At 61.4% G+C, this 21,324-nt stretch carries 21 protein-coding genes, 2 tRNA genes and 1 pseudogene; 7 read left to right on the forward strand and 17 right to left on the reverse strand.

Annotated features, from left to right (window positions below; translation table 11 throughout):
- Nucleotides 1-172 precede the first annotated feature (172 nt).
- The 3 genes from GRF61_RS06360 to rpoE are packed head-to-tail and all read right to left on the reverse strand — an operon-like array spanning nucleotide 173 to nucleotide 2,318.
- Complete coding sequence (locus tag GRF61_RS06360; protein WP_169149844.1) at nucleotides 173-1,153, reverse strand: MucB/RseB C-terminal domain-containing protein; 981 nt, start codon at nucleotides 1,151-1,153, stop codon at nucleotides 173-175.
- Nucleotides 1,150-1,710 (reverse strand): sigma-E factor negative regulatory protein, encoded by a 561-nt coding sequence (locus tag GRF61_RS06365; protein ID WP_169149845.1) that lies wholly within the window; start codon nucleotides 1,708-1,710, stop codon nucleotides 1,150-1,152. The genes GRF61_RS06360 and GRF61_RS06365 overlap by 4 nt, the downstream gene beginning before the upstream one ends.
- An 8-nt stretch (nucleotides 1,711-1,718) precedes the next feature.
- Entirely contained in the window at nucleotides 1,719-2,318 is a 600-nt protein-coding gene (rpoE, locus tag GRF61_RS06370) for an RNA polymerase sigma factor RpoE (protein ID WP_169149846.1), read from the reverse strand.
- A 227-nt stretch (nucleotides 2,319-2,545) separates the two neighbouring features.
- Here rpoE and nadB point away from each other — a divergent pair, with 227 nt between their 5' ends.
- Nucleotides 2,546-4,147, forward strand: coding sequence for an L-aspartate oxidase (gene nadB, locus GRF61_RS06375; RefSeq protein ID WP_169149847.1), 1,602 nt, complete (start codon nucleotides 2,546-2,548; stop codon nucleotides 4,145-4,147).
- Here nadB and GRF61_RS06380 read toward each other — a convergent pair.
- From GRF61_RS06380 to GRF61_RS06420, 9 genes are all read right to left on the reverse strand, one after another.
- Nucleotides 4,122-4,523 carry a hypothetical protein gene (locus GRF61_RS06380; RefSeq protein ID WP_169149848.1) on the reverse strand — a complete coding sequence of 134 codons (402 nt, stop codon included), beginning with the start codon at nucleotides 4,521-4,523 and terminating at the stop codon, nucleotides 4,122-4,124. The genes nadB and GRF61_RS06380 overlap by 26 nt on opposite strands.
- Before the next feature lie 66 nt (nucleotides 4,524-4,589).
- Nucleotides 4,590-5,825, reverse strand: coding sequence for a beta-ketoacyl-ACP synthase II (gene fabF / locus GRF61_RS06385; protein WP_169149849.1), 1,236 nt, complete (start codon nucleotides 5,823-5,825; stop codon nucleotides 4,590-4,592).
- Between the two features lie 84 nt (nucleotides 5,826-5,909).
- Nucleotides 5,910-6,149 carry an acyl carrier protein gene (gene acpP, locus GRF61_RS06390; RefSeq protein WP_011765359.1) on the reverse strand — a complete coding sequence of 80 codons (240 nt, stop codon included), beginning with the start codon at nucleotides 6,147-6,149 and terminating at the stop codon, nucleotides 5,910-5,912.
- Between the two features lie 93 nt (nucleotides 6,150-6,242).
- Complete coding sequence (fabG, locus tag GRF61_RS06395; RefSeq protein WP_169149850.1) at nucleotides 6,243-6,992, reverse strand: 3-oxoacyl-ACP reductase FabG; 750 nt, start codon at nucleotides 6,990-6,992, stop codon at nucleotides 6,243-6,245.
- Between the two features lie 2 nt (nucleotides 6,993-6,994).
- Nucleotides 6,995-7,924, reverse strand: a complete 930-nt coding sequence (fabD, locus tag GRF61_RS06400; RefSeq protein ID WP_169149851.1) for an ACP S-malonyltransferase — start codon at nucleotides 7,922-7,924, stop codon at nucleotides 6,995-6,997.
- A gap of 29 nt (nucleotides 7,925-7,953) precedes the next feature.
- Nucleotides 7,954-8,919 carry a beta-ketoacyl-ACP synthase III gene (locus GRF61_RS06405; protein ID WP_169149852.1) on the reverse strand — a complete coding sequence of 322 codons (966 nt, stop codon included), beginning with the start codon at nucleotides 8,917-8,919 and terminating at the stop codon, nucleotides 7,954-7,956.
- Nucleotides 8,916-9,932 (reverse strand): phosphate acyltransferase PlsX, encoded by a 1,017-nt coding sequence (gene plsX, locus GRF61_RS06410; protein WP_169149853.1) that lies wholly within the window; start codon nucleotides 9,930-9,932, stop codon nucleotides 8,916-8,918. Before plsX ends, GRF61_RS06405 begins: the two co-directional genes overlap by 4 nt.
- A 91-nt stretch (nucleotides 9,933-10,023) precedes the next feature.
- Entirely contained in the window at nucleotides 10,024-10,203 is a 180-nt protein-coding gene (gene rpmF / locus GRF61_RS06415; protein ID WP_133589008.1) for a 50S ribosomal protein L32, read from the reverse strand.
- A gap of 27 nt (nucleotides 10,204-10,230) precedes the next feature.
- Nucleotides 10,231-10,746 carry a YceD family protein gene (locus tag GRF61_RS06420; protein WP_169149854.1) on the reverse strand — a complete coding sequence of 172 codons (516 nt, stop codon included), beginning with the start codon at nucleotides 10,744-10,746 and terminating at the stop codon, nucleotides 10,231-10,233.
- Between the two features lie 76 nt (nucleotides 10,747-10,822).
- Here GRF61_RS06420 and GRF61_RS06425 point away from each other — a divergent pair, with 76 nt between their 5' ends.
- Entirely contained in the window at nucleotides 10,823-11,398 is a 576-nt protein-coding gene (locus GRF61_RS06425) for a Maf family nucleotide pyrophosphatase (protein WP_169149855.1), read from the forward strand.
- 19 nt (nucleotides 11,399-11,417) lie between these two features.
- Here the strand turns inward: GRF61_RS06425 and GRF61_RS06430 are convergent, their stop codons facing one another.
- Genes GRF61_RS06430 through GRF61_RS06440 form a run of 3 tightly spaced genes read right to left on the reverse strand, consistent with a single transcriptional unit; the run spans nucleotide 11,418 to nucleotide 13,346 of the window.
- Nucleotides 11,418-11,759, reverse strand: a complete 342-nt coding sequence (locus GRF61_RS06430; RefSeq protein WP_169149856.1) for a Rieske 2Fe-2S domain-containing protein — start codon at nucleotides 11,757-11,759, stop codon at nucleotides 11,418-11,420.
- Entirely contained in the window at nucleotides 11,738-12,394 is a 657-nt protein-coding gene (locus GRF61_RS06435; protein ID WP_169149857.1) for an HAD-IA family hydrolase, read from the reverse strand. The genes GRF61_RS06430 and GRF61_RS06435 overlap by 22 nt, the downstream gene beginning before the upstream one ends.
- On the reverse strand, nucleotides 12,387-13,346 hold the full coding sequence (locus GRF61_RS06440; RefSeq protein WP_169149858.1) for an RluA family pseudouridine synthase: 960 nt from the start codon (nucleotides 13,344-13,346) through the stop codon (nucleotides 12,387-12,389). The genes GRF61_RS06435 and GRF61_RS06440 overlap by 8 nt, the downstream gene beginning before the upstream one ends.
- A gap of 414 nt (nucleotides 13,347-13,760) precedes the next feature.
- Here GRF61_RS06440 and GRF61_RS06445 point away from each other — a divergent pair, with 414 nt between their 5' ends.
- A complete protein-coding gene (locus GRF61_RS06445; RefSeq protein ID WP_169149859.1) occupies nucleotides 13,761-16,742 on the forward strand; it encodes an Rne/Rng family ribonuclease in 2,982 nt (993 codons plus the stop codon).
- Nucleotides 16,743-16,842: 100 nt separating this feature from the next.
- Nucleotides 16,843-16,950 (forward strand): annotated as a pseudogene (locus GRF61_RS06450) (transposase); the annotation flags it as partial.
- 47 nt (nucleotides 16,951-16,997) lie between these two features.
- Here the strand turns inward: GRF61_RS06450 and GRF61_RS06455 are convergent.
- The gene (locus GRF61_RS06455; protein ID WP_169149860.1) at nucleotides 16,998-17,468 is read right to left on the reverse strand and encodes a low molecular weight protein-tyrosine-phosphatase; all 471 of its coding nucleotides are present in this window, start codon (nucleotides 17,466-17,468) and stop codon (nucleotides 16,998-17,000) included.
- Nucleotides 17,469-17,479: 11 nt separating this feature from the next.
- On the reverse strand, nucleotides 17,480-19,537 hold the full coding sequence (gene uvrB, locus GRF61_RS06460) for an excinuclease ABC subunit UvrB (protein ID WP_169149861.1): 2,058 nt from the start codon (nucleotides 19,535-19,537) through the stop codon (nucleotides 17,480-17,482).
- Nucleotides 19,538-19,678: 141 nt separating this feature from the next.
- On the opposite strand from uvrB, the gene GRF61_RS06465 reads away from it, so the two are divergent.
- The 3 genes from GRF61_RS06465 to GRF61_RS06475 all read left to right on the forward strand — a co-directional run bounded on the left by GRF61_RS06465 (nucleotide 19,679) and on the right by GRF61_RS06475 (nucleotide 21,199).
- Nucleotides 19,679-20,887, forward strand: a complete 1,209-nt coding sequence (locus tag GRF61_RS06465; RefSeq protein ID WP_169149862.1) for an amino acid aminotransferase — start codon at nucleotides 19,679-19,681, stop codon at nucleotides 20,885-20,887.
- 78 nt (nucleotides 20,888-20,965) lie between these two features.
- Nucleotides 20,966-21,041 (forward strand) — tRNA-Asn (locus GRF61_RS06470).
- A gap of 82 nt (nucleotides 21,042-21,123) precedes the next feature.
- Nucleotides 21,124-21,199, forward strand: a tRNA-Asn gene (locus tag GRF61_RS06475).
- The last annotated feature ends 125 nt before the right edge of the window (nucleotides 21,200-21,324 follow it).

The raw sequence follows: 21,324 nt of genomic DNA on the forward strand, positions 1-21,324 counted from the left end.
ACCGATCCGGTTCTCCAAAACAAAAACCGAGCTCTTCTTGCCGAAGACCTCGGTAATCCTTGCCGCTCCGCATCCCCCAGGCTCGGCACAACGACCACAGCCGTGGCTCGTTGCCGCTCTCACCCAGACCAGACCGTCAGCTACCCGCTCGACCCGCCCAGCAACTTCCATATCAACTAGAGGGCTCGACTCCGTCTGCGAGCTGCCGCAAGGCCTTCAGCGGAACCTCGCCCAGAGCGGTAATCCGGTGCCCCCCCGCCATCCGGCGGTAGATATTGATCGCCCCACTTGCACTGATCTCATTCCCCTGGGCTTCTTCGCCAGCCCCGGCTGGCTCGATGAAAAGCGAAATCGAAGCCATGCCATCCCCATAAACCATATGCACCGTCTTGTCGTGTTCATTGCCCAAGGGGCGCATGACCACCGAGATCAGAGCAAACCCTGGCAAAGCTGCACGAACGGCCCAGCCACTCTCGCTCTTGGCCACCTCGCTGCCACGGGCATTGACCACCTTCCAGCCTTCCGCTTTCGGGTAGCTGCTCTTAAGCAGCCGACGTTCGATTTCGCCGCCTATCTTCACTTCGCTGAACGAGATTTGCTCTACCACCTCGCCCTTCTCATCGAGCATCTTCGACTTCAGCAAGAGGCCGGACTGAGCCTCTGCCCATAAGACATAGCCATACCGGAGGTCGTCTTTCGGTTCAAGAACGATGGCCTGGGCCTCAAGGCCAGCCACACGTCCCATTTCGCCTGTTCGGATGCGATACCTGTCCGCCAGCCCGGCAAAAGACGGTGAGGCGCCAGGAATCCTGGCAGGGAAGGCTCTACGCCCCACTGGTTGGTCGATGATGATGATCTTCTGTTCCGGCAGCACGCACCGCACTTCCCCGCCACTGCGGACTACTTCCCGAGGGCTCCCGTCCAGAACCTCCAGCCGCTCATATTCGCCACTAGCATCCACCTTATGTGCAATGCGCGACGTTTCCATCTGCTGCCCGGACTGATAGGTGAAGGTGCCAACGTAGTTCAAACGCTGGCTCGCCACCGCAATTCGCGACAGCCAGGAAAGAGGATCTCCCTCAGGAGCTTGTGCTAACGCCGGCGTACCGAGCAGAGCCGTGCAGATTCCGAGCACGGCCGTGAAACACCTCATCGCTCGATGTCCTGCCGTGGCTCCGACACCGCCCTGACATACTGAACCGCACCCGACATCGGCCCTGCGCCGACACCCTGATGGGCAAAGAGATACTCCCTGTGCAGATCATTCGCATTGGCGGGACGACTGATGCGCGGAACCGCGGTCAGAGACACCGGGGCAATGCCGGCAGGCGCGGTCGCGACACGCTGTGCCACGTTCATCTGCTGAGCAGGCGCCTGCGGATCGGAGTAAAGAGTGCTTGCCACCCAGCCGACTGCTGCAACGCCCATCACCGATGCGGCGATAGGCATCAGCGACTGCCACGCGCTGCGGCCCGCGCTGGGTGCCGACGAAGGCGCGAGCACGGTCGGGGCTGCATCGATTTCAGTCATGACCCTAGAAAGAAACTGCGGGCCACTCACATCTCCATCGCCTCGCAGTGCGTCGCCGATCAAGCAATAGGAGGCCCATGCCCTTCTCAGCTCCCGGTCATTCTTCAGCCCTTGAAATACAGGGCGTGCTGAATGCTCATCCAAGTCACCATCCAGCAGTGCAGACAGCTTGTCCTTCATACGAACACCTACCAACGTTTGTCTGGAGCCGTATCTAGCAACGGCCTCAGTCGTTCCGCTATCGCCTCGCGGGCGCGAAAAATCCGCGACCGCACCGTCCCGATCGGGCACTCCATAATGTTGGCAATCTCTTCGTAGCTGAGCCCTTCCAGCTCGCGCAGCATGATTGCCGTCCTCAGCTCCTCGGGCAGTTCGGCCATGGCCGCATCCACCGTCTCGCCGATCTGCCTCGTCATCAACAGCCGCTCTGGCGTGTTGATGTCGCGCAACTGGTCGCCATCCTCGAAAGTCTCCGCCTCTTCTGAGTCGAAGCCCGTCGATGTCGGCGCCCGTCTACCCTGTGAAACCAGGTAGTTCTTCGCCGTATTGATCCCGATCCGGTAAAGCCAGGTATAGAACGCGCTGTCGCCCCGGAAGGAACCAAGCGCCCGGTAGGCCTTGATGAAGGTCTCCTGCGCCACGTCCTCGACTTCCGCCGGATCGCGAATCAACCTGGAAAGCAGCCTGTGCAGCTTCCGCTGGTACTTGGATACCAACAAGCCGTAGGCCTGCTTGTCACCGCGCTGGACGCGCTCGACAAGCTGCTGATCGATCTCGCGATCACTCATGGGGGCGTTTTCTTCTTCGCGTTTGAGATGACAAAACCGCGCAAGTATAAGCGACCGCCCACTTTCTCGCCAAAAGCCGGAAACAGAGAGACAGACACAGGGTGAAAAAATTAGTTCAGACGCCAGCAGGGGAATAGTGCACAGCACGGGCAAGAATCACGCTTCCTCCGTTAGCACTACCTCTTGCGTGATATATTTCAAAGCTTCGCTCCTGCCCGACCGACATCTTGTTAAAACAATACGATGTTCTAATCCTCGGCAGCGGCACGGCGGGACAATCGCTCGCCCTGCGCCTTGCCGACCGACTCAATGTCGCCCTGGTCACAAAACGCGAACTCACCGACAGCGCCAGTTCCTGGGCACAAGGTGGCATCGCAGCCGTTCTCGATACTACCGATAGCGTTGAAGACCACATACAGGACACCTTCACGGCGGGCGCAGGGCTCTGCGACCCAGCGTCGACACGCTTCGTGGTCGAACACAGCCGGGAAGCAATCGAATGGTTGATACACCGCGGCGTACCCTTCACCCGTGAGGACCACTCCAATCTCGGCTACCACCTGACCCGTGAGGGTGGCCACTCCCATCGGCGCATCATTCATGCCGCAGATGCCACCGGCGCGGCAGTCCAGGCCACCCTGGGCGAAGAAGTGCGTGCGCACCCGAACATTCATATCTACGAACACCACATTGCCGTCGATCTCATCATCGGCGACAAGGTAGGCCATCCCGGCGCCGGGTGCATGGGCGCCTATGTGCTGGATATCGGCTCCGACAAGGTTCTGACATTCAGCGCCAGAAACACCGTCCTTGCCACCGGCGGGGCCGGCAAGGCCTATCTCTACACGACCAACCCGGATGTCGCGACTGGGGACGGCATCGCAATGGCATGGCGGGCTGGATGCCGGGTGGCGAACATGGAATTCATCCAGTTCCACCCCACTTGTCTCTACCACCCCAGCGCGAAGTCCTTCCTGATTTCAGAAGCCGTTCGCGGAGAAGGTGGCTTACTCAAGCTGCCCGACGGCACCCGGTTCATGCCGGAGCATGATCCGAGAGCAGAGCTCGCCCCACGCGATATCGTCGCCCGTGCGATCGACTTCGAGATGAAGAAGCGCGGCCTGGATTGCGTACTCCTGGACATCAGCCACAAGCCGGCCGCATGGCTGCGGGACCATTTCCCCAACATCCACGCACGCTGCCTCGAACTTGGCATAGACATCACCCGGGAGCCCATCCCGGTTGTGCCCGCAGCGCACTACACATGCGGCGGTATCCTTACCGACATGAGTGCCCGCACCGACGTGCTGAATCTCTACGCTGTCGGTGAATCCGCATGCACCGGGCTTCACGGCGCCAACCGCCTGGCCAGCAATTCTCTGCTGGAGTGCCTGGTATTTGGCGCCGCCGCAGCCGAGGACATTCTCGCCAAACCGGAAGCTGTCCCGAAGCCGCTTCCGGAGTGGGACGAAAGCCGCGTCACCGATGCCGATGAAGAGGTCGTGATCACCCACAACTGGGCCGAATTGCGCCGGGCTATGTGGGATTACGTCGGTATCGTACGGACGACGAAGCGGTTGCAGCGCGCCCAGCACAGGATTCGCCTCCTCGCACGGGAAATCGAGGAGTTCTATTCGAACTTCCGGGTATCCAACAACCTGATCGAACTGCGCAACTTGGTAGTCACCGCCGACTTGATAGTCCGCTGCGCGCTTCAACGCAAAGAGAGCCGTGGGCTGCACCATTCCCGTGACTACCCAGGCCTCCTCCCCAAAGCACGCAATACCATACTGCGCCCAAGCATCAGGCGGAGTCGGCGCTCTGTTTGAAGGCCAACAACCGCAACCATATCCGAAGCGCGCGCCATTCCTCTCTCTTCATGTTTCGCGAAACGACCCCTAGGTGCAACGGCCATGGGGTCGTACGTGCCTCATCGTCGACCAGGCTCAACCAAAGAATAAAACCGAAATCGACAGCACCGGCCTGAACCCGCAGCATTCTGATTTCGCCGCCACGCGCTGTTTTCAGGGAGCCATCCGGCTGCAGGACAAGATTGATTCCGGCCTTCGCCATCTCAGCCCTCACCGCCGCGCAAGCTGAGAGCGCAATAAGGCCCATCGAAAACAAATCCTGGATCGAAAAAGAGGAGGCATAAGCAAAAAGCGTCAGTCCTGCCGCAATGTGCAACAGCAGAACTGACGCCATGAACTCCCTGGAGGGAGTGAGCTGAATTACGCGTGGAAACGATACTCCCGCCTCCACGCTGATCGCCTATGCTTTACGGAAAACTAGGGAACCGTTGGTCCCGCCAAAACCGAAATTATTCTTCAGCGCAAAATCAATCTTCATCGGACGAGCAACATTCGCACAGTAATCGAGATCGCATTCAGGATCCTGCTCGAAGATATTGATCGTCGGAGGCGAAACTTGGTGATGCAGTGCCAGTACGGTAAACACCGACTCAACACCACCAGCCCCGCCCAACAAATGGCCCGTCATCGACTTGGTGGAATTAACCACCAAGCCTTTTGCGGCATCCAGGCCAAAAGCGAGTTTGATCGCATCAGTCTCGTTCTTGTCGCCCAGCGGCGTTGAGGTGCCATGAGCATTCAGATACTGAATCTGATCCGGATTGACGCCGGCATTCTTCATGGCATTCAGCATGCTGCGGCGCGGCCCGTCGGTGTCGGGCGCCGTCATGTGATACGCATCACCGCTCATGCCAAAACCGGCGAGCTCGGCATAGATCTTCGCTCCGCGGCGACGTGCGTGTTCGTACTCTTCAAGCACAAGCACGCCTGCTCCCTCGCCAAGCACAAAGCCGTCCCTATCCTTGTCCCACGGCCGACTGGCGGTAGCGGGATCGTCATTCCGGGTAGACAAGGCTTTCGCTGAGGAGAAACCGCCGATCGCGAGCGAGGTCACGGTGGATTCGGCGCCACCGCAGACCATTACGTCCGCATCGCCGTACTCGATCGTCCGCGCGCCACTGCCGATCGCGTGCAGGCCAGTGGTGCAGGCAGTCACCACGGCAAGGTTCGGCCCCTTCATACCAAACATGATCGAAAGATTTCCGGAGATCATGTTGATGATCGTACCCGGGATAAAGAAGGGAGAAATCTTGCGAGGGCCACCACCGAGATAATCATCGTGGGTTTCCTCGATCATCGGCAGGCCGCCGATGCCGGAACCTATATTGATGCCGATACGGTCTGCATTGGCATCCGTTACTTCAATTCCGGAATCGCGAATGGCCTGAATGCCGGCAGCCATCCCGTAATGAATGAACACGTCCATCCGCCGTGCCTCCTTGGGAGACAAATAGGCGGAGACATCAAAATCCTTCACTTCACCAGCGATTCTCGCGGCGAAATTGCTCGCATCGAAACGCGTGATCGGGCCAATGCCGCTTTTTCCGGCAAGCACATTTTCCCAGGCTTCGGAAACGCTATTGCCGACCGGTGAGATAATTCCCAGTCCGGTGACGACGACTCTACGACGCGACACAGGCTAACTCCGTATGAAAATCAGGGCGGAGAGAAAAAGACCGATCCGGATCTCGCTCATCGCGAGACCCGGAAGGAAAACGGATTACTTCTTCAGGTGAGCGTTGACGTAGTCAATCGCCTGCTGGACGGTCGTGATCTTCTCTGCTTCCTCGTCCGGGATTTCGCACTCGAATTCTTCTTCCAGCGCCATAACCAGTTCCACGGTGTCCAGCGAATCCGCGCCCAGATCGTCCACGAACGAAGACTCGTTCTTGATCTCCGATTCGTTTACGCCAAGTTGCTCAGCGACGATCTTCTTGACGCGCTGTTCGATGTTCTCCATGAACAAACTCCTTCCCTGAAAGATGCAGGTATGTAAGAAAAAAAGCCGGCGTATTCTACCAAAAAGGACCGCATCCGCTATCGCGGCCTGCGGTCAGGACATGTACATGCCGCCGTTGACATGCAGCGTCGTTCCTGTGACGTAGGCCGCCGCCGGCGAGGCCAGGAAAGCGACCGCAGCAGCGATCTCCTCCGGCCGCCCCAGGCGCCCTAGCGCAATCTGCCCCAGCAACGCGTCGCGCGAGGCGTCCGGCAGTGCCTTGGTCATGTCAGTGTCGATGAAGCCCGGCGCCACGCAGTTGACCGTGATGTTGCGGCTGCCGAGTTCACGCGCCAGCGCCCGGCTCATGCCGGCGACGCCAGCCTTTGCCGCAGCATAGTTGGCTTGTCCGGGATTGCCAGCGCTGCCGACTACCGACGTAATGTTGATGATGCGGCCTTGTCTGGCCTTCATCATGCCGCGCATCACCAGACGGGAGAACCGGAAGACAGCCTTCAGATTGGTGTCGATAACCGAATCCCATTCCTCATCCTTCATCCGCATCGCGAGGTTGTCGCGGGTGATACCGGCATTGTTCACGAGGATGGTAACGGCACCATGGAGCTTTTCGATCTCGCCGATCAGCGCTTCGCTGGCGGCGGCATCGGTCACATCTACCGCAAGACCGCTTCCTTTGATGCCTGCATCCGCCAGCGCCTTGGCGATGTCCGCGGCGCCGGCAGCAGTGGTAGCTGTACCGACCACGGTCGCCCCGAGGCGCCCCAGTTCCATTGCCACCGCCCGGCCGATACCACGGGAGGCGCCCGTAACCAGCGCAACCTGTCCTTCAAGGGAGAAACTCATCCTTACCTCACCACCGAAATCGATTGCTCAAGGCTGGCCGCATCATGCGCCGAACCACCTTCGACTTCCTTCGCGATCCGCTTGGTCATGCCGGCGAGCACTTTGCCCGGGCCGCACTCAATGACATGCCCCATGCCGCGACGGCCCATTTCCTGGATAGTCTCGATCCAACGAACCGGCGAAAAAGCCTGCCGGATCAGGGCATCACGGATACGCTCGGAATCTTCATAGACCGTGACGTCGACATTGTTCAGCACGTCGATCTGCGGCTTCCCGATGGAAACGCTGGCCAGACGCTCTGCCAGACGCTCTGCCGCCGGCTTCATCAGGGCGCAGTGGAAAGGCGCACTCACCGGCAACAGCACCGCGCGCTTGGCGCCCTTTGCCTTTGCGGTTTCGATAGCACGCTCGACCGCAGCCTTTGCGCCAGCGATCACGATCTGTCCCGGCGCATTCAGGTTGGCCGCCTCGACGACCTCGCCTTGCGCCGCCTCGGCGCAAGCCTCTTTGACAGCATCGGCCTCCAGGCCGAGCAGCGCGGCCATTGCCCCCTCTCCGGCGGGCACTGCTTCTTGCATCGCCTGGGCGCGGAAACGCACCAGGGGTACCGCGTCAGCGAAGGCCAGAGCCCCAGCCGCGACCAGCGCGGAATACTCACCCAGACTGTGACCGGCCACCAGCGATGGACGGGGACCGCCAGCAGCCAGCCACGCCCGGTAAACAGCAACCCCGGCGGTTAACATCAAGGGCTGGGTATTGACGGTAAGCGCGAGCCGCTCTGCCGGACCTTGGGCAACCATCTCCCACAGATCTTCACCCAGCGCCGCAGACGCCTCGGCGAAAGTCTCCCGAATGATAGAGGACTCGCCATAGGCCGCCATCATGCCGACCGACTGCGAGCCCTGGCCGGGGAATACCAGCGCAAAAGCCATCTTCTCTCCGTGTCTCAGGGAAATGAGGATTAGAAATCGAGCAGGGCTGCGCCCCAGGTGAAACCGCCGCCCACGCCTTCCAGCACCAGGCGGTGCCCGCGTTTCACCCTGCCGTCGCGTACAGCGGCGTCCAGTGCGAGCGGAATGGAGGCGGCCGAGGTGTTCCCATGCTGATCGACGGTTGCCACCACCTTGTCCATCGGCAGACCCAAGCGTTTGGCCGTTGCCTGGATGATGCGGATATTCGCCTGATGCGGGATTAGCCAGTCGATACTGTCGGCACCGACGCCGGCCTCTTCGATAACGCGATGAGCCACATCGCCCAGGACACGCACCGCGAACTTGAACACCGCTTGTCCGTCCATGCGCAGGAAGGGGTCGCCAGTCACCTGTCCGCCAGCGACATTGCCGGGAACACAAAGAATCGGGCTATGGCTGCCATCCGCGTGCAGCGACGATGCGCGAATCCCGGGTTGTTCTGCAGCCTCCAGCACAATGGCTCCAGCACCGTCACCGAACAGCACGCAGGTGCCGCGGTCGGACCAGTCCAGGATTCGAGAAAAAACCTCAGCTCCCACCACCAGGGCACACCTGTGGCTTCCGCTACGAATGAACTTGTCCGCAATGCTCAGCGCGTAAATGAAGCCGCTGCACACAGCCTGTACATCGAACGCCGGGCAGCCATTGACTATACCGAGCTTCGCCTGCAGCAAAGTGGCAGCGCTGGGGAAGATGAAGTCCGGCGTGGATGTAGCGACGACGATCAGATCCACCTCGTCCGCGCGCCTTCCAGCGGCTTCGAGTGCGCGCTCTGCCGCGATTTTCGCCAGATCGCTCGACGTTACGCCGGCCTCAGCAAGGTACCGCGTGCGGATTCCGGTTCGAGCAGCAATCCACTCATCCGAAGTATCAATGCCCCGCGCAACCAGATCATCGTTGCTGACGGGCGAGCCGGGCAGATAACTGCCGGTACCGGCAATCCGCGCGTAGATCATGCAGCTACCTCGTTCATTACGGACATCCGCTCAGTAATGCGCTCGATCAACCGATTGCCTGCCGCCTCAGCCGCACGCGCAATCGCCTGTTCGAATGCGTAAGCGTCCGCCGAACCATGACTTTTGACGACCACGCCGCGGAGGCCAAGCAGCGAAGCGCCGTTATAACGACGGTGGTCGACCCGGAATTTGAATCCCTTGAGCGCAGGCATGGCGACGATTGCCATCAACTTGGTCAGCCAGTTCCGGCTGAACTCCTGCCGCAAAAAGGTGGAGAGCATTTGGGCCAGCCCCTCGGACGTCTTCAGCGCCACATTGCCGACGAAGCCGTCGCAGACGACGACGTCCGTTGTCCCCTTGTAGATGTCGTCGCCCTCCACGTTACCGTAGAAATTCAGGCCGCTGGTCCGCAGCAACTCGCCGGCCTGCTTGACGACTTCGTTGCCCTTGATCTCCTCCTCTCCGATATTCAGCAGCCCTACCGAAGGGCGATCTAAGTGCTCCACCGCAGCGACCAACATCGCGCCCATCACGCCGAACTGCAGAAGATGTTCGGCAGAACAATCAACGTTGGCACCAAGATCCAGAACGTATGTACGTCCCTTCAAGGTGGGCAGGATGGTAGCGATGGCAGGCCGGTCGATACCGGGCAGCATCTTCAGGACGAATCGAGAGATAGCCATCAACGCGCCGGTATTGCCGGCAGAGACAGCGGCAGAAGCCTCGCCTGCCTTTACCAGATCGATAGCAACGCGCATGGAGGAGTCTTTCTTGTTCCGCATGGCATTGGCCGGAGGCTCGTCCATTTCGACGATCTCGGTTGCAGCGCGAATACGAAGCCTGTCGCCAAACTCGGAGGCAACCTGGCTTACCAAGGGCGCAAGCGCTTCTTCGCGACCAACCAGAACTGCATGCGCGTCGGGATGACTGCGCAGAAAAGCCAAGGCAGCGGGCACGGTCACGACAGGGCCGTGATCGCCACCCATGCAGTCGATTGCAACGGTGACACCCATCGGCAACTCGCGTGATTCAGTGGATATTGGGATAAAAAAGGCGGCGCAGGCGCTACGCGCACTGCGCCGCCTCCTGTGTCAGGAAGCGGGCTTATTCACCCTTGGTCTTGACGACCTTCTTGCCGCGGTAGTAGCCGTTCGGGCTGATATGGTGGCGCAGGTGCACTTCACCAGTGGTCGCCTCGACAGCCAGGGACGGCGCGGTCAGGAAATCGTGGGCGCGGTGCATGCCGCGCTTGGACGGGGACTTCTTGTTCTGTTGGACAGCCATGTATTGCTCCTAAAACAAATATTGCGCCTAGGTCTTGCTGCCGCTGCTACGCAGCGTCGCCAGCACGGCAAAAGGCGATTTCTCATCCACCACACTTTCAGGACGTGGCGGCTCGCAACTGTCGTGTCGCGGCGCGATCGGCATGGCAAGCAGGATTTCTTCCTCGATGAGGGAGATCACATCAAGATCTTCATCGACCTCGAATGCATCAACCTCGTCGTTTTCCAGCTCGTCATCGGGAATGGCCTGCCCTGAACGGACAGGCTGCAACTGCGCATCCACCGCAAGATCCCAAGCAAAACCACCCAGGCACCGCTGACAGCGCAGGGACAACCGCCCTCGCAACACCAGCGCAAGCCTTGGCCTGCGATTCGCATCCAGCGATCCGTCAAGCCGGTAGGCAACTTCACCCGCCTCGTCGTACAACAAATCAGCCAGGCGCCCCAGTCCGCCAACCGCAACCGTCCCGACCATGCTGCGGCCTTCAGCAGCAAACCGGAATGGATCTTGGATCAGCCTCGAGGGCGCGCCTTGGTTCGACATAAGGGCAGCATGATATTATTTTTCAATTCGCTGTGTCAAAGACCTCAAGCAATTCCACCTTTCGCCTAACCTGCCAATGAAGCTAGTTCTTGCCTCCACCTCGACTTACCGAAAAATGCTGCTCGAACGCCTGCAGCTCAGCTTCGAGACGGACAAGCCGGAAACGGATGAAGCCGCCCTTCCGAACGAGGCGCCGGCGTCCACGGCTGAACGTCTTTCCGTGGAGAAGGCGCGGGCCGTCGCCCTCCGCCATCCAGGCGCGCTCATCATTGGCAGCGATCAGGTCGCCTACCTCGGAACCGAAGTCTTCGGCAAACCCAGCACAGCCGAGAATGCCATGCGCCAGCTCCAGCGGATGCGGGGCGAAACCGTTGTTTTTCATACAGCCCTGACGCTGCTCAATACCCGCAGCGGCGCCACCCAAACCATCGGAGTTCCGACGCACGCCCGCTTTCGCCTACTGTCCGATGAGGAGATCCAGCGTTACGTCGAGAAGGAGAGGCCCCTCGACTGCGCGGGCAGCGCAAAATCGGAAGGGCTAGGCATTTCACTGCTGGAAGCCATGTCGGGCGATGACCCCACCGCCTTGATAGGCCTCCCGCTCATCGCGCTGTGCCGCATGCTGCGCAACGAAGGTATCGCCATTCCCTGAAGCGAAGCCGAGCCCACCGCTAAGCAAACTCTTCGACCACGAAGACTTCGCCACCCCGCTCCCTCATGGTCAGCCGAGGAAGGCGCCCACCCTTGCACGGCCCCATCACGCAAAAGCCTGTGCGCGGCTCGTAATGCGCGCCATGGACTGCGCACAGCAGGTAGTGCCCCGTCAGATCGAAGAATTTCCCCTCCAGCCAGTCCAGTTCAACCGGGACATGCGCACACCGATTCAGGTAGCCATACACAACGCCTGAGTAACGCACCGCAAATGCGGCCTCCTGGCCCACCAGAAAGCGCACACCATCCCCACCCTCAAGCAACTGGCTGGAAAGGCAGATCAGACGTTCTCTCTCAGCCATCGATCCAGCGCCACGGAAGAATCCAGACAAGCCAGCGGCTGCTCCGCCATCAGCAACTCCACAGGATGAGCCCCGAAACTGACCGCAAGCCCTGCGGTCCCGGCGTTTTTCGCCATCTGCAGATCGTGTGTGGTGTCACCTATCATCAGTGTGCGGTCGGGCGAAACGCCGAACTCATCCATCAGCTCATGCAGCATTGCCGGATGCGGTTTGGAAAAACACTCGTCCGCACAACGAGTGGCGTGGAAATGAGCCCCAAGACCCGAATGGGTCAGCGCCCGCTGCAGCCCCGCCCTGCTCTTGCCGGTAGCCACCGCCAGCATCCGGCCGCTGGCGCCGAGCCAGGCCAGCATCTCATCAACGCCAGGAAACAGGGTGAGCTCGGTATCGCCAGACAGATAGTGATGGCGATAACGCTCCACCATGCGCGGATAGTCCTCGATCTTGAGCTCCGGCACCGCATGACTCAACGCGTCACTCAAGCCCAGGCCGATGACGTAGCGGGCGCGCTCTTCGGGCGGCTGAGGCAGCCCAAGATCCTGCGCCGCCGCAAGAATGGAACGGACAATGGCGGCAGCCGAGTCCATCAACGTGCCATCCCAGTCGAACACAACCAAGTCGAAACGACTAGCCATTTCCTTCTGCCTCAGTCCTGTCCAACCTGTCGATAAATCCCTGCAATTCTTCTGGCAACTGCGCCATCAATTCCACCCGTGCGCCAGAAAGCGGATGACTGAAGCTCAACTGCGCCGCATGCAGGAACATTCGCCGCAGCCCCTCGCCCTCCAACACCTTGTTCAAGGCGAAATCACCATACTTGTCGTCGCCACACAAGGGGAACCCGAGGCTGGCGAGATGAACGCGGATCTGATGGGTCCTGCCTGTCTTGAGTTCAACTTCGACAAGACTGAAACGGCGCCACCGCCGAACCAGGCGAACGATGCTGTGTGCGGGCTTGCCCTCCGGCGAGACCCGCACCCTACGCTCCCCATCAGGCGTCAAATACTTGAACAGAGGGGACCGGACATGTTGCATCGGGTTCATCCACCGCCCCGCCACCAGCGCAAAGTAGCGCTTCTCCATGCGCCCTTCGCGCATCATGTCGTGCAGGGCAGTCAGCGAAGAGCGCTTCTTTGCCACTATCAACAGACCGGAAGTCTCCCGATCCAGGCGATGAGCCAGTTCCAGCATGCGCAACTCTGGTCTCTGCACTCGCAGCTGTTCGATCACACCATGGCTCACGCCGCTTCCGCCGTGCACCGCCTTGCCGGAGGGCTTGTCGATAACCAGCAGGGCATCGTCCTCATACACGACAGGCAGTGGCTTTCCTGCCGGCGGCGGTGCCTTGCTTGCCCCATCGGAAATCCGCATCGGCGGAATACGAAGCTCGTCTCCCTCCTCCAAGCGGTAGGTCGGCTGCACCCGGCGGCCATTGACCCGTACCTCACCCCCACGAAGGATGCGATAGACGTGGCTCTTCGGAACACCCTTTGCCAAACGCAGCAGGAAGTTGTCGATGCGCTGACCGGCGGCGCTTTCATCGATGCGTTCGTGCCTCACAGCAATCGCTTTGCCTTGTATCGTCATCCTGAAATATACTTCGCAGCGGTTGATTCCGGTCGCGGTCGACTTTCCCCTCGTGCCATAAGGCGGTGGAGGAATGGCGACAATGAGCCCTCTGGAGTGCTCCCGATCAACCGAAAGCGTGCCGTCAAAAGCCCAAAAAGGCGTCGATGGTAACGCAACCAATAAACTTCGACATACACCCATCCATCTATCCAGGTGGATTTAGTCGCGTAGCACACGCAGGATCAAATGTTCCGGCTCGCGGGTCCACGGAAACCCGGGCGGGAACAAGAGAATATCGACCAGCCGACCCATCTTCGCCTATTCATAACAACCGGATGAAAGCAGCCCTAACCAACCGCTCCTGAACCCGGAAAGCACGATGGTGCGCGCCGTTCGTCCTGCCCGTGTGTCTTACGCGGGAGAACGATCCAAATGAAGCGCATGCTTTTCAATGCGACGCAGGCCGAGGAACTCCGCGTCGCAATCGTGGATGGTCAGAAACTGATCGACCTCGATATCGAATCGGCCGCCAAGGAACAACGCAAGAGCAACATCTACAAGGCGGTCATCACACGCATCGAGCCCAGCCTCGAAGCCGCTTTCGTCGATTACGGCGCAGAACGCCACGGTTTCCTGCCGTTCAAGGAAATCGCGCGCAGCTATTTCCAGCCCGGGGTTGAAGCCAGCAAGGCCAGCATTCGCGAAGCCTTAAAGGAAGGCCAGGAACTCATCGTCCAAGTCGAAAAGGATGAGCGCGGCAACAAGGGCGCCGCGCTGACCACCTACATTTCCCTGGCCGGGCGTTATCTCGTCCTGATGCCCAACAATCCACGTGGGGGCGGCGTTTCCCGCCGTGTGGAGGGCGACGAACGCGCGGAGTTGCGTGATGTCATGGACCAGCTGCAGGTTCCGCAGGGCATGAGCCTGATCGCCCGCACCGCCGCCATCGGCCGCAGCGCCGAGGAGCTGCAATGGGACCTCAACTACCTGCTCCAGCTATGGACCGCAATTGAAGGGGCGGCCCAGAACCAGACCGGCGCCTTCCTCATCTACCAGGAGGGCAGCCTTGTCATCCGCGCGATCCGCGATTACTTCCAGCCGGATATCGGCGAGATCCTGATCGACACTGACGACATCTTCGAGCAAGCCCAGCAGTTCATGGCCCACGTGATGCCGGGCAATGTGAACCGGGTCAAGCGCTACCACGATGATGTTCCACTCTTCTCGCGCTTCCAGATCGAGCATCAGATCGAGTCCGCCTACTCCCGTCAGGTGAACCTGCCTTCCGGCGGTGCAGTGGTGATCGACCACACCGAGGCACTGGTCTCGGTGGACGTGAACTCCGGCCGCGCGACCAAGGGTGCGGACATCGAGGAAACCGCCTTCCGCACCAACCTGGAAGCAGCCGACGAGATCGCCCGCCAGCTGCGCCTGCGCGACCTCGGCGGCCTCATCGTCATCGACTTCATCGACATGGAGTCGCAGAAGAACCAGCGCGAGGTGGAAAACCGTCTGCGCGACGCCCTGCGTCATGACCGTGCCCGCGTGCAGACCGGCAAGATCAGCCGCTTCGGCCTGCTGGAGCTTTCCCGCCAACGCCTGCGGCCTGCCCTGGCGGAAACCAGCTACATCCCCTGCCCGCGCTGCAATGGTACCGGCCACATCCGCAGTACCGAATCTTCCGCACTGCACATCGTCCGCATCCTTGAAGAGGAAGCGATGAAGGAAAACACCGGCGCGGTGCATCTGCAGGTACCGGTCGACGTTGCCACCTTTCTGCTCAACGAGAAGCGGGTGGACATTGCCCACATTGAGATGCGCCACCGTGTGCAACTCATCATCGTGCCGAACCGCCACCTGGAAACGCCGCAGCACGAAATCATCCGCCTGCGCCACGACCAGCTGAACCAGGAAGAGATCGCCCTCGCCAGCTACCAGATGGTGCAGAAGCCGGCGGAAAAGGAGCTCGGAGTTCAGAGCAAGAATGGCGACAAGCCTGTGCGGCAAGAGGCCGCCGTCAAGGGTATTTCGCCAGAGCAACCCGCGCCCGTCAGCGAGCCTCGTCCGGCGGCCGAGGCTCCGGCTGCTGCGCCCGCCCCGACAGGCGGCATCATTTCCCGCCTGCTGGGCTGGCTGATGGGTGGCCCCAAGGCGGCCCCGGTACCGCCTGTCGTAGAGACTCCGCCCAAGCGCGAGGGGCGTGGCCGCAGCGAACGCAATGGGGACGGCCGTCGCAATGGCGGCAACCGCAACCGCCGCGAAGGTCAAGCCCGCGGCGAGCGCGACGGCGAGGAACGCAGTGCTCGCGGCGGCCGCAGTGATCGCGGCGAGGGTGCCGAGCGCGCAGCAAAACAGCAGACCGCAGTTCCTCAGGACCGGCCTGAACGCAGCGAGCGCACCGAACGCAGTGAGCGTCCAGAACGGGGCGAAGGCGGTCGTAATCGCGGCCGGGGCCAACGTGGCAGCGCCCGCGGCGAGGAAAACCTGCTGGCCGAGAAGGCGGCGGAGAAAGCCGTTGAGGCTCTGGCCACCGAGAGCGCGATGGCTGCTGCGAGCGCAATGGCCGAGTCGCAGCCTGACTCCCTGCCGAGCACCGACGAAGCCGATGCGGCGCCGGAAAAGCGCCGCCGCCGCAGCCGCGGCCGGCGGGACCGGCGCAGCGCGGAAGGTGTGGCTGGAGTGATCGGCGAAGAGAATTCTTCGGCGGTGGAGAGCCATGACAGCGCGGACGCACCGGCCGTGATGACGGAGGCAACCGCGCCCGTCGAGGCACTAGTGGCAAGCGCCCCGGAAAGCACCAGTATCGAAGTGGAGGCCCCCAGCTACGCAGCGCTCGAGTCCGCGCCTGTAGCGGAGGAAACCCAGGTCCCCCAAGAAGCCGCCCTGTCAGAGGCCGTGGCAGCAGAAACGGTGACCATCGAGCCCCAAGTTGCAGCAGTGGTCGCGGAAAGCCAGGAGATTCAGCCCGCTCCGGAGCCCGAGGCACCCGCTGTCGCGTTGGAGCAAGCCCCAGCTCCCCAGGCAGAGTTGCCGGTGGCTGTCGCCCCGGCTCAGGCAGAGGCCCAGGCGGCGGCTGAGCTTGTTCCACCGGCCGAGGCGGCCCTGCCTCCTGTTACGGTTGAACCGGCGGCTGAGGCACCGGCAATAGTTGCCGAACCGGTGATCACCGAGGAGGCGCAACAAGCTGAAGTCGCGCCGGTCGAGCAAGCGGCACCAACAGCCGAAACCGGCCGCGAGCCCTCGGCTCCCATCGACCTGGGTAGCAGCGGCCTTGTAATGATCGAGACGGACCGGAGCAAGGCGGTGTTTACCAACGGCGAGCCTGAAGCGCCCGCTCAACTGGGCCGCAAGCCCCGCCGCTCCAGCGCCGCACTGAGTGGCGAGCCGCTGCAGCAAGTCGAAACCCGCAAGTAAAAAGCCGGCCGGCGCCAGAGACAAGAAAGCCATCCCCAGGGATGGCTTTCTTTTTTGGTTCTTCGCGCGATCAGAGGGAAGTAGAGGTTGACGGTTCGGAGGCATCAATAACCGCATCAAGGTCATCAAGCGCATGGCCTACGGATTCCGCGACTCAGCCTATTTCTTCCTGAAGATCAAGGCCGCCTTCCCCGGAAAGGCGCGATAAACCTCTTTTTTTGGCCGCTTACCTATGCTGCCAGCCGACGCACTCCCTCAGGCACTCTCACGCAAACGGTCGAACAAGCCCTGCACTGCGTTCTCGCACATGTTCAGCACCAGGTCGAAACCGGTCGGCCCCCCGTAATAAGGGTCCGGCACTTCATCGAACTCCGAGTTGCGTGCGAAGGACATGAAAAGGGCCAGCTTGGGGCGATACACAGCGGGAGCGACCCGCTCCATGGACTGCAGATGGCTGCGGTCCATGGCCAGCAGCAGATCGAAGCGCTGGAAATCGGCGGGATCCAGCTTGCGTGCGCGCAGACCGGAGAGATCGTAGCCACGCGCCGCCGCAACCTTCTGCGAGCGCGGGTCCGGCGCCTCGCCGGCGTGGTAGCCGTGGGTACCCGCAGAGTCGACTTCGACCAGACCGCTCAGGCCCGTCGTTTCGATGAAATGCCTCGCCACGCCCTCCGCGGTGGGGGACCGACAGATGTTCCCCGTGCAGACGAACAAAATCCGCTTCAAGCTCTTCCTCCTCAATTGGTTCCATGCTGGTCGGCGCCGAAGGCCCGGCTGCGCAGGCGGAACAATTCGTCGCGCGCTGCTGCAGCCTTCTCGAACTCGAGATTGCGCGCATGCTCCTGCATTTCCTTTTCCAGCTTCTTGATGGCCTTCGCCAGCGCCTTCTCGTCCATTGCCGCGTAGTCGGCCCGCGCCTCCTCCGCGACCAGCGCCTGCTTCTCGTCATTCGCTGCGTATACGCCGTCGATGATGTCCTTGATGCGCTTGCTTACCGTCTTGGGCACGATACCGTGCGCTTCGTTGAACTCGATCTGCTTGCTCCGCCGGCGTTCGGTTTCCTGCATGGCCGCGCGCATGGAGTCGGTTATACGGTCTGCATAGAGTATCGCGGTCCCGTTGATGTGCCGGGCAGCACGCCCTATGGTCTGGATGAGCGAGCGCACCGAACGCAGGAAGCCTTCCTTGTCCGCATCCAGGATCGCGACCAGCGACACCTCCGGGATGTCCAGCCCTTCACGCAGCAGGTTGATGCCCACCAGTACGTCGAACTGGCCAAGGCGCAGATCGCGGATGATCTCCACCCGCTCCACCGTATCAATGTCCGAGTGCAGGTAGCGCACCCGGATCCCGTTCTCCGCCAGATAGTCGGTCAGATCCTCGGCCATGCGCTTGGTCAGCACCGTGACCAGCACCCGCTCGTTCACCGCTATACGCCGGCGCACCTGAGACAACAGGTCATCCACCTGGGTGGTCGCGGGCCGCAGCTCGACAATGGGATCGATCAAACCCGTCGGCCGTACCACCTGCTCCACCACCTGCCCCTGGTTGGCTTCCTCGTAGGCGGCGGGGGTGGCGGAGACGAACACCGTCTGCGGCATCAGGCGCTCGAACTCCTCGAAGCGCAGCGGGCGGTTGTCCAGCGCGGACGGCAGCCGGAAGCCGTACTCGACCAGGTTCTCCTTGCGCGAACGGTCGCCCTTGTACATGCCGCCCACCTGGGGAATGGTAACGTGCGACTCATCCACGAACAGCAGTGCGTCCCGCGGCAGATAATCGATCAGGGTGGGCGGCGCTTCGCCGGGCCCGCGGCCTGAAAGATGCCGCGAGTAGTTCTCGATTCCCTTGCAAAAACCCATCTCGTTGAGCATTTCCAGGTCGAAGCGGGTGCGCTGCTCGATGCGCTGGGCCTCGACCAGCTTGCCCTCCCGCTGGAAACGCCCTACTCGCTCGGTCAGCTCCTCCTTGATTGCCTCTATCGCCTTCAGCACGGTGGTGCGCGGCGTCACGTAGTGGCTGGAGGGATAGACGGTGAAACGGGCCAGCTTCTGCCGCAGATGGCCGGTCAGCGGATCGAACAGCGTAAGGTGCTCGATCTCGTCGTCGAACATGTCTATGCGCACCGCCAGCTCGGCGTTTTCCGCCGGAAAGACGTCGATCACATCGCCGCGGACGCGGAAGGTGCCGCGACGGAAGTCGATGTCTGCCCGGGTGTATTGCATGGCCACCAGCCTGGCGATCAGGTCGCGGTGGGCGATACGCTCGCCTTCGCGCAGGTGCAGCACCATCGAGTGGTAGTCCACCGGGTCACCGATGCCGTAAATGCAGGACACAGTGGCTACGATGACTACGTCCCGCCGCTCCATCAGGCTCTTGGTGGCCGACAGGCGCATCTGCTCGATGTGCTCGTTGATCGACGAATCCTTCTCGATGAAGAGATCCCTCGACGGCACATAGGCTTCCGGCTGGTAATAGTCGTAGTAGCTGACGAAGTACTCGACCGCGTTCTCCGGCAGGAATTCGCGGAACTCCGCATACAGCTGCGCGGCGAGCGTCTTGTTCGGCGCCAGCACCAGCGCCGGGCGGCCCATGCGCGCGATCACGTTGGCCATGGTGTAAGTCTTTCCCGAGCCCGTCACGCCAAGCAGGGTCTGGAACATCAGCCCGTCGGCCACGCCCTCGGTCAGCAGGCGGATGGCTTCGGGCTGATCGCCCGCGGGCGGAAAGGGTTCGTGCAAACGGAAGGGGCTGCCCTCGAAGGTCACCACGCGGGCACTGCCTGCTGGGGTCGTCATGCTAGAATTCCCGTTTCCTTCGGCCTGATTTTCCAACTCGGAAAGGCGGCCAAAACATTGATTATTTCCCAAATCGCGGCACAAGGCACGACCGTGGTCGTCCCAGCCCCGCGACGAACCGCAAGAGCAACTGGAGTCGACATGTCCGCATCGATCTTCGCCGCCGTCGAAATGGCGCCCCGTGACCCGATTCTTGGCCTCAACGAGGCCTTCGCCGCCGACACCCGCGCGGAGAAGGTGAACCTCGGGGTCGGCGTCTATTACGACGACAACGGCAAGATCCCGCTGCTGGCAGCCGTGCGTGCTGCCGAGAAGGCGCGCCTGGAAGCCATGCCCGCCCGCGGCTACCAGCCCATCGAGGGCGCCGTCGCTTACAACACCGGCGTGCAGAACCTGCTGTTCGGCAAGGATTCCGCACTGCTGGCCAACGGCCAGGTCGTCACCATCGAAGCGCTGGGCGGCACCGGCGCACTGAAGGTCGGCGCGGACTATCTGAAGCGCCTGCTGCCGGGCTCTACCGTCTACATCTCCGATCCGAGCTGGGAAAACCACCGCGCCCTGTTCGAATCCGCCGGTTTCCCGGTCGAAACCTACCCGTACTACGAGGCCTCCACCCGTGGCGTGGATTTCGCCGCGATGAAGGCCAAGCTGGAGAGCCTGCCCGCCGGCGCCATCGTCGTCCTGCACGCCTGCTGCCACAACCCCACCGGCGCTGACCTCAGCGACGCGCAGTGGGATGACGTGGTTGCTGCCTGCCGCAGCCGTGGCCTGATCCCCTTCCTGGACATGGCTTACCAGGGTTTCGCCGATGGCATCGAGGCAGATGCGGTTGCCGTGCGCGCTTTCTCCGCTAGCGGCCTGCAGTTCTTCATCTCCTCCTCCTTCTCCAAGAGCTTCTCCCTGTACGGCGAGCGCGTGGGTGCGCTGTCAGTCGTCACCTCCAGCAAGGAAGAGAGCGGCCGCGTGCTGTCGCAGATCAAGCGGGTGATCCGCACCAACTACTCCAACCCGCCGACCCACGGCGGCGCGGTGGTTGCCGCGGTGTTGAATTCCCCCGAACTGCGTCAACAATGGGAAGACGAACTGGCCGGCATGCGCGATCGCATCCGCGCCATGCGTACCGGCTTGGTTGAGGCGCTGAAGGCCGAAGGTGTGGCGCAGGATTTTTCCTTCGTGATCAAGCAGCGTGGCATGTTCTCCTACACCGGGCTGTCCGCTGCGCAAGTGGAGCGGCTGAAGAACGAGTTCGGCATCTATGCGGTCTCTACCGGCCGCATCTGCCTGGCCGCGCTGAACAACAAGAACCTGGGCTACGTGGCCAAGGCCATCGCTACCGTCGTGAAGCCCTGAAACAGAGGTTCTCCTGCAGAAAAATCGCACGGAGAACTTGACGGGAGGCCGCGTCATGCCTAGAATGCGCGGCTCTGTTCCTCGATAGCTCAGTCGGTAGAGCGCCGGACTGTTAATCCGTAGGTCCCTGGTTCGAGCCCAGGTCGAGGAGCCAAAAATTGCGTTTCAGCGAGTGATCAGGCTGGGACAAAGAAGTGAAGCTGCGGGCATCTGCCTTGCAGGAGAGTTTGAGTAGTTCCTCGATAGCTCAGTCGGTAGAGCGCCGGACTGTTAATCCGTAGGTCCCTGGTTCGAGCCCAGGTCGAGGAGCCAAGCATTAAAGCGGCTGTGTCATATAGCTGCTGCCGGGCCGGGATCTTCGCGCATTGCCGCGAGATGCCGGCCTTTTTCATTCTGGCCGGCGTTCAACGGTTCCCGCCCGCGCCCTGCCTGACCAG

This window comes from Azoarcus sp. TTM-91, from assembly GCF_012911025.1.
Classification (GTDB): domain Bacteria; phylum Pseudomonadota; class Gammaproteobacteria; order Burkholderiales; family Rhodocyclaceae; genus Azoarcus.

What these genes read in the sequence shown, in the direction of transcription:
- GRF61_RS06360 (WP_169149844.1), bottom strand. Translation starts at nt 1,153, where the DNA reads ATGAGGTGTTTCACGGCCGTGCTCGGAATCTGCACGGCTCTGCTCGGT.
- GRF61_RS06365 (WP_169149845.1), bottom strand. Translation starts at nt 1,710, where the DNA reads ATGAAGGACAAGCTGTCTGCACTGCTGGATGGTGACTTGGATGAGCAT.
- rpoE (WP_169149846.1), bottom strand. Translation starts at nt 2,318, where the DNA reads ATGAGTGATCGCGAGATCGATCAGCAGCTTGTCGAGCGCGTCCAGCGC.
- GRF61_RS06380 (WP_169149848.1), bottom strand. Translation starts at nt 4,523, where the DNA reads ATGGCGTCAGTTCTGCTGTTGCACATTGCGGCAGGACTGACGCTTTTT.
- acpP (WP_011765359.1), bottom strand. Translation starts at nt 6,149, where the DNA reads ATGGAGAACATCGAACAGCGCGTCAAGAAGATCGTCGCTGAGCAACTT.
- fabG (WP_169149850.1), bottom strand. Translation starts at nt 6,992, where the DNA reads ATGAGTTTCTCCCTTGAAGGACAGGTTGCGCTGGTTACGGGCGCCTCC.
- fabD (WP_169149851.1), bottom strand. Translation starts at nt 7,924, where the DNA reads ATGGCTTTTGCGCTGGTATTCCCCGGCCAGGGCTCGCAGTCGGTCGGC.
- GRF61_RS06405 (WP_169149852.1), bottom strand. Translation starts at nt 8,919, where the DNA reads ATGATCTACGCGCGGATTGCCGGTACCGGCAGTTATCTGCCCGGCTCG.
- plsX (WP_169149853.1), bottom strand. Translation starts at nt 9,932, where the DNA reads ATGGGTGTCACCGTTGCAATCGACTGCATGGGTGGCGATCACGGCCCT.
- rpmF (WP_133589008.1), bottom strand. Translation starts at nt 10,203, where the DNA reads ATGGCTGTCCAACAGAACAAGAAGTCCCCGTCCAAGCGCGGCATGCAC.
- GRF61_RS06420 (WP_169149854.1), bottom strand. Translation starts at nt 10,746, where the DNA reads ATGTCGAACCAAGGCGCGCCCTCGAGGCTGATCCAAGATCCATTCCGG.
- GRF61_RS06425 (WP_169149855.1), top strand. Translation starts at nt 10,823, where the DNA reads ATGAAGCTAGTTCTTGCCTCCACCTCGACTTACCGAAAAATGCTGCTC.
- GRF61_RS06430 (WP_169149856.1), bottom strand. Translation starts at nt 11,759, where the DNA reads ATGGCTGAGAGAGAACGTCTGATCTGCCTTTCCAGCCAGTTGCTTGAG.
- GRF61_RS06435 (WP_169149857.1), bottom strand. Translation starts at nt 12,394, where the DNA reads ATGGCTAGTCGTTTCGACTTGGTTGTGTTCGACTGGGATGGCACGTTG.
- GRF61_RS06440 (WP_169149858.1), bottom strand. Translation starts at nt 13,346, where the DNA reads ATGACGATACAAGGCAAAGCGATTGCTGTGAGGCACGAACGCATCGAT.
- GRF61_RS06445 (WP_169149859.1), top strand. Translation starts at nt 13,761, where the DNA reads ATGAAGCGCATGCTTTTCAATGCGACGCAGGCCGAGGAACTCCGCGTC.
- uvrB (WP_169149861.1), bottom strand. Translation starts at nt 19,537, where the DNA reads ATGACGACCCCAGCAGGCAGTGCCCGCGTGGTGACCTTCGAGGGCAGC.
- GRF61_RS06465 (WP_169149862.1), top strand. Translation starts at nt 19,679, where the DNA reads ATGTCCGCATCGATCTTCGCCGCCGTCGAAATGGCGCCCCGTGACCCG.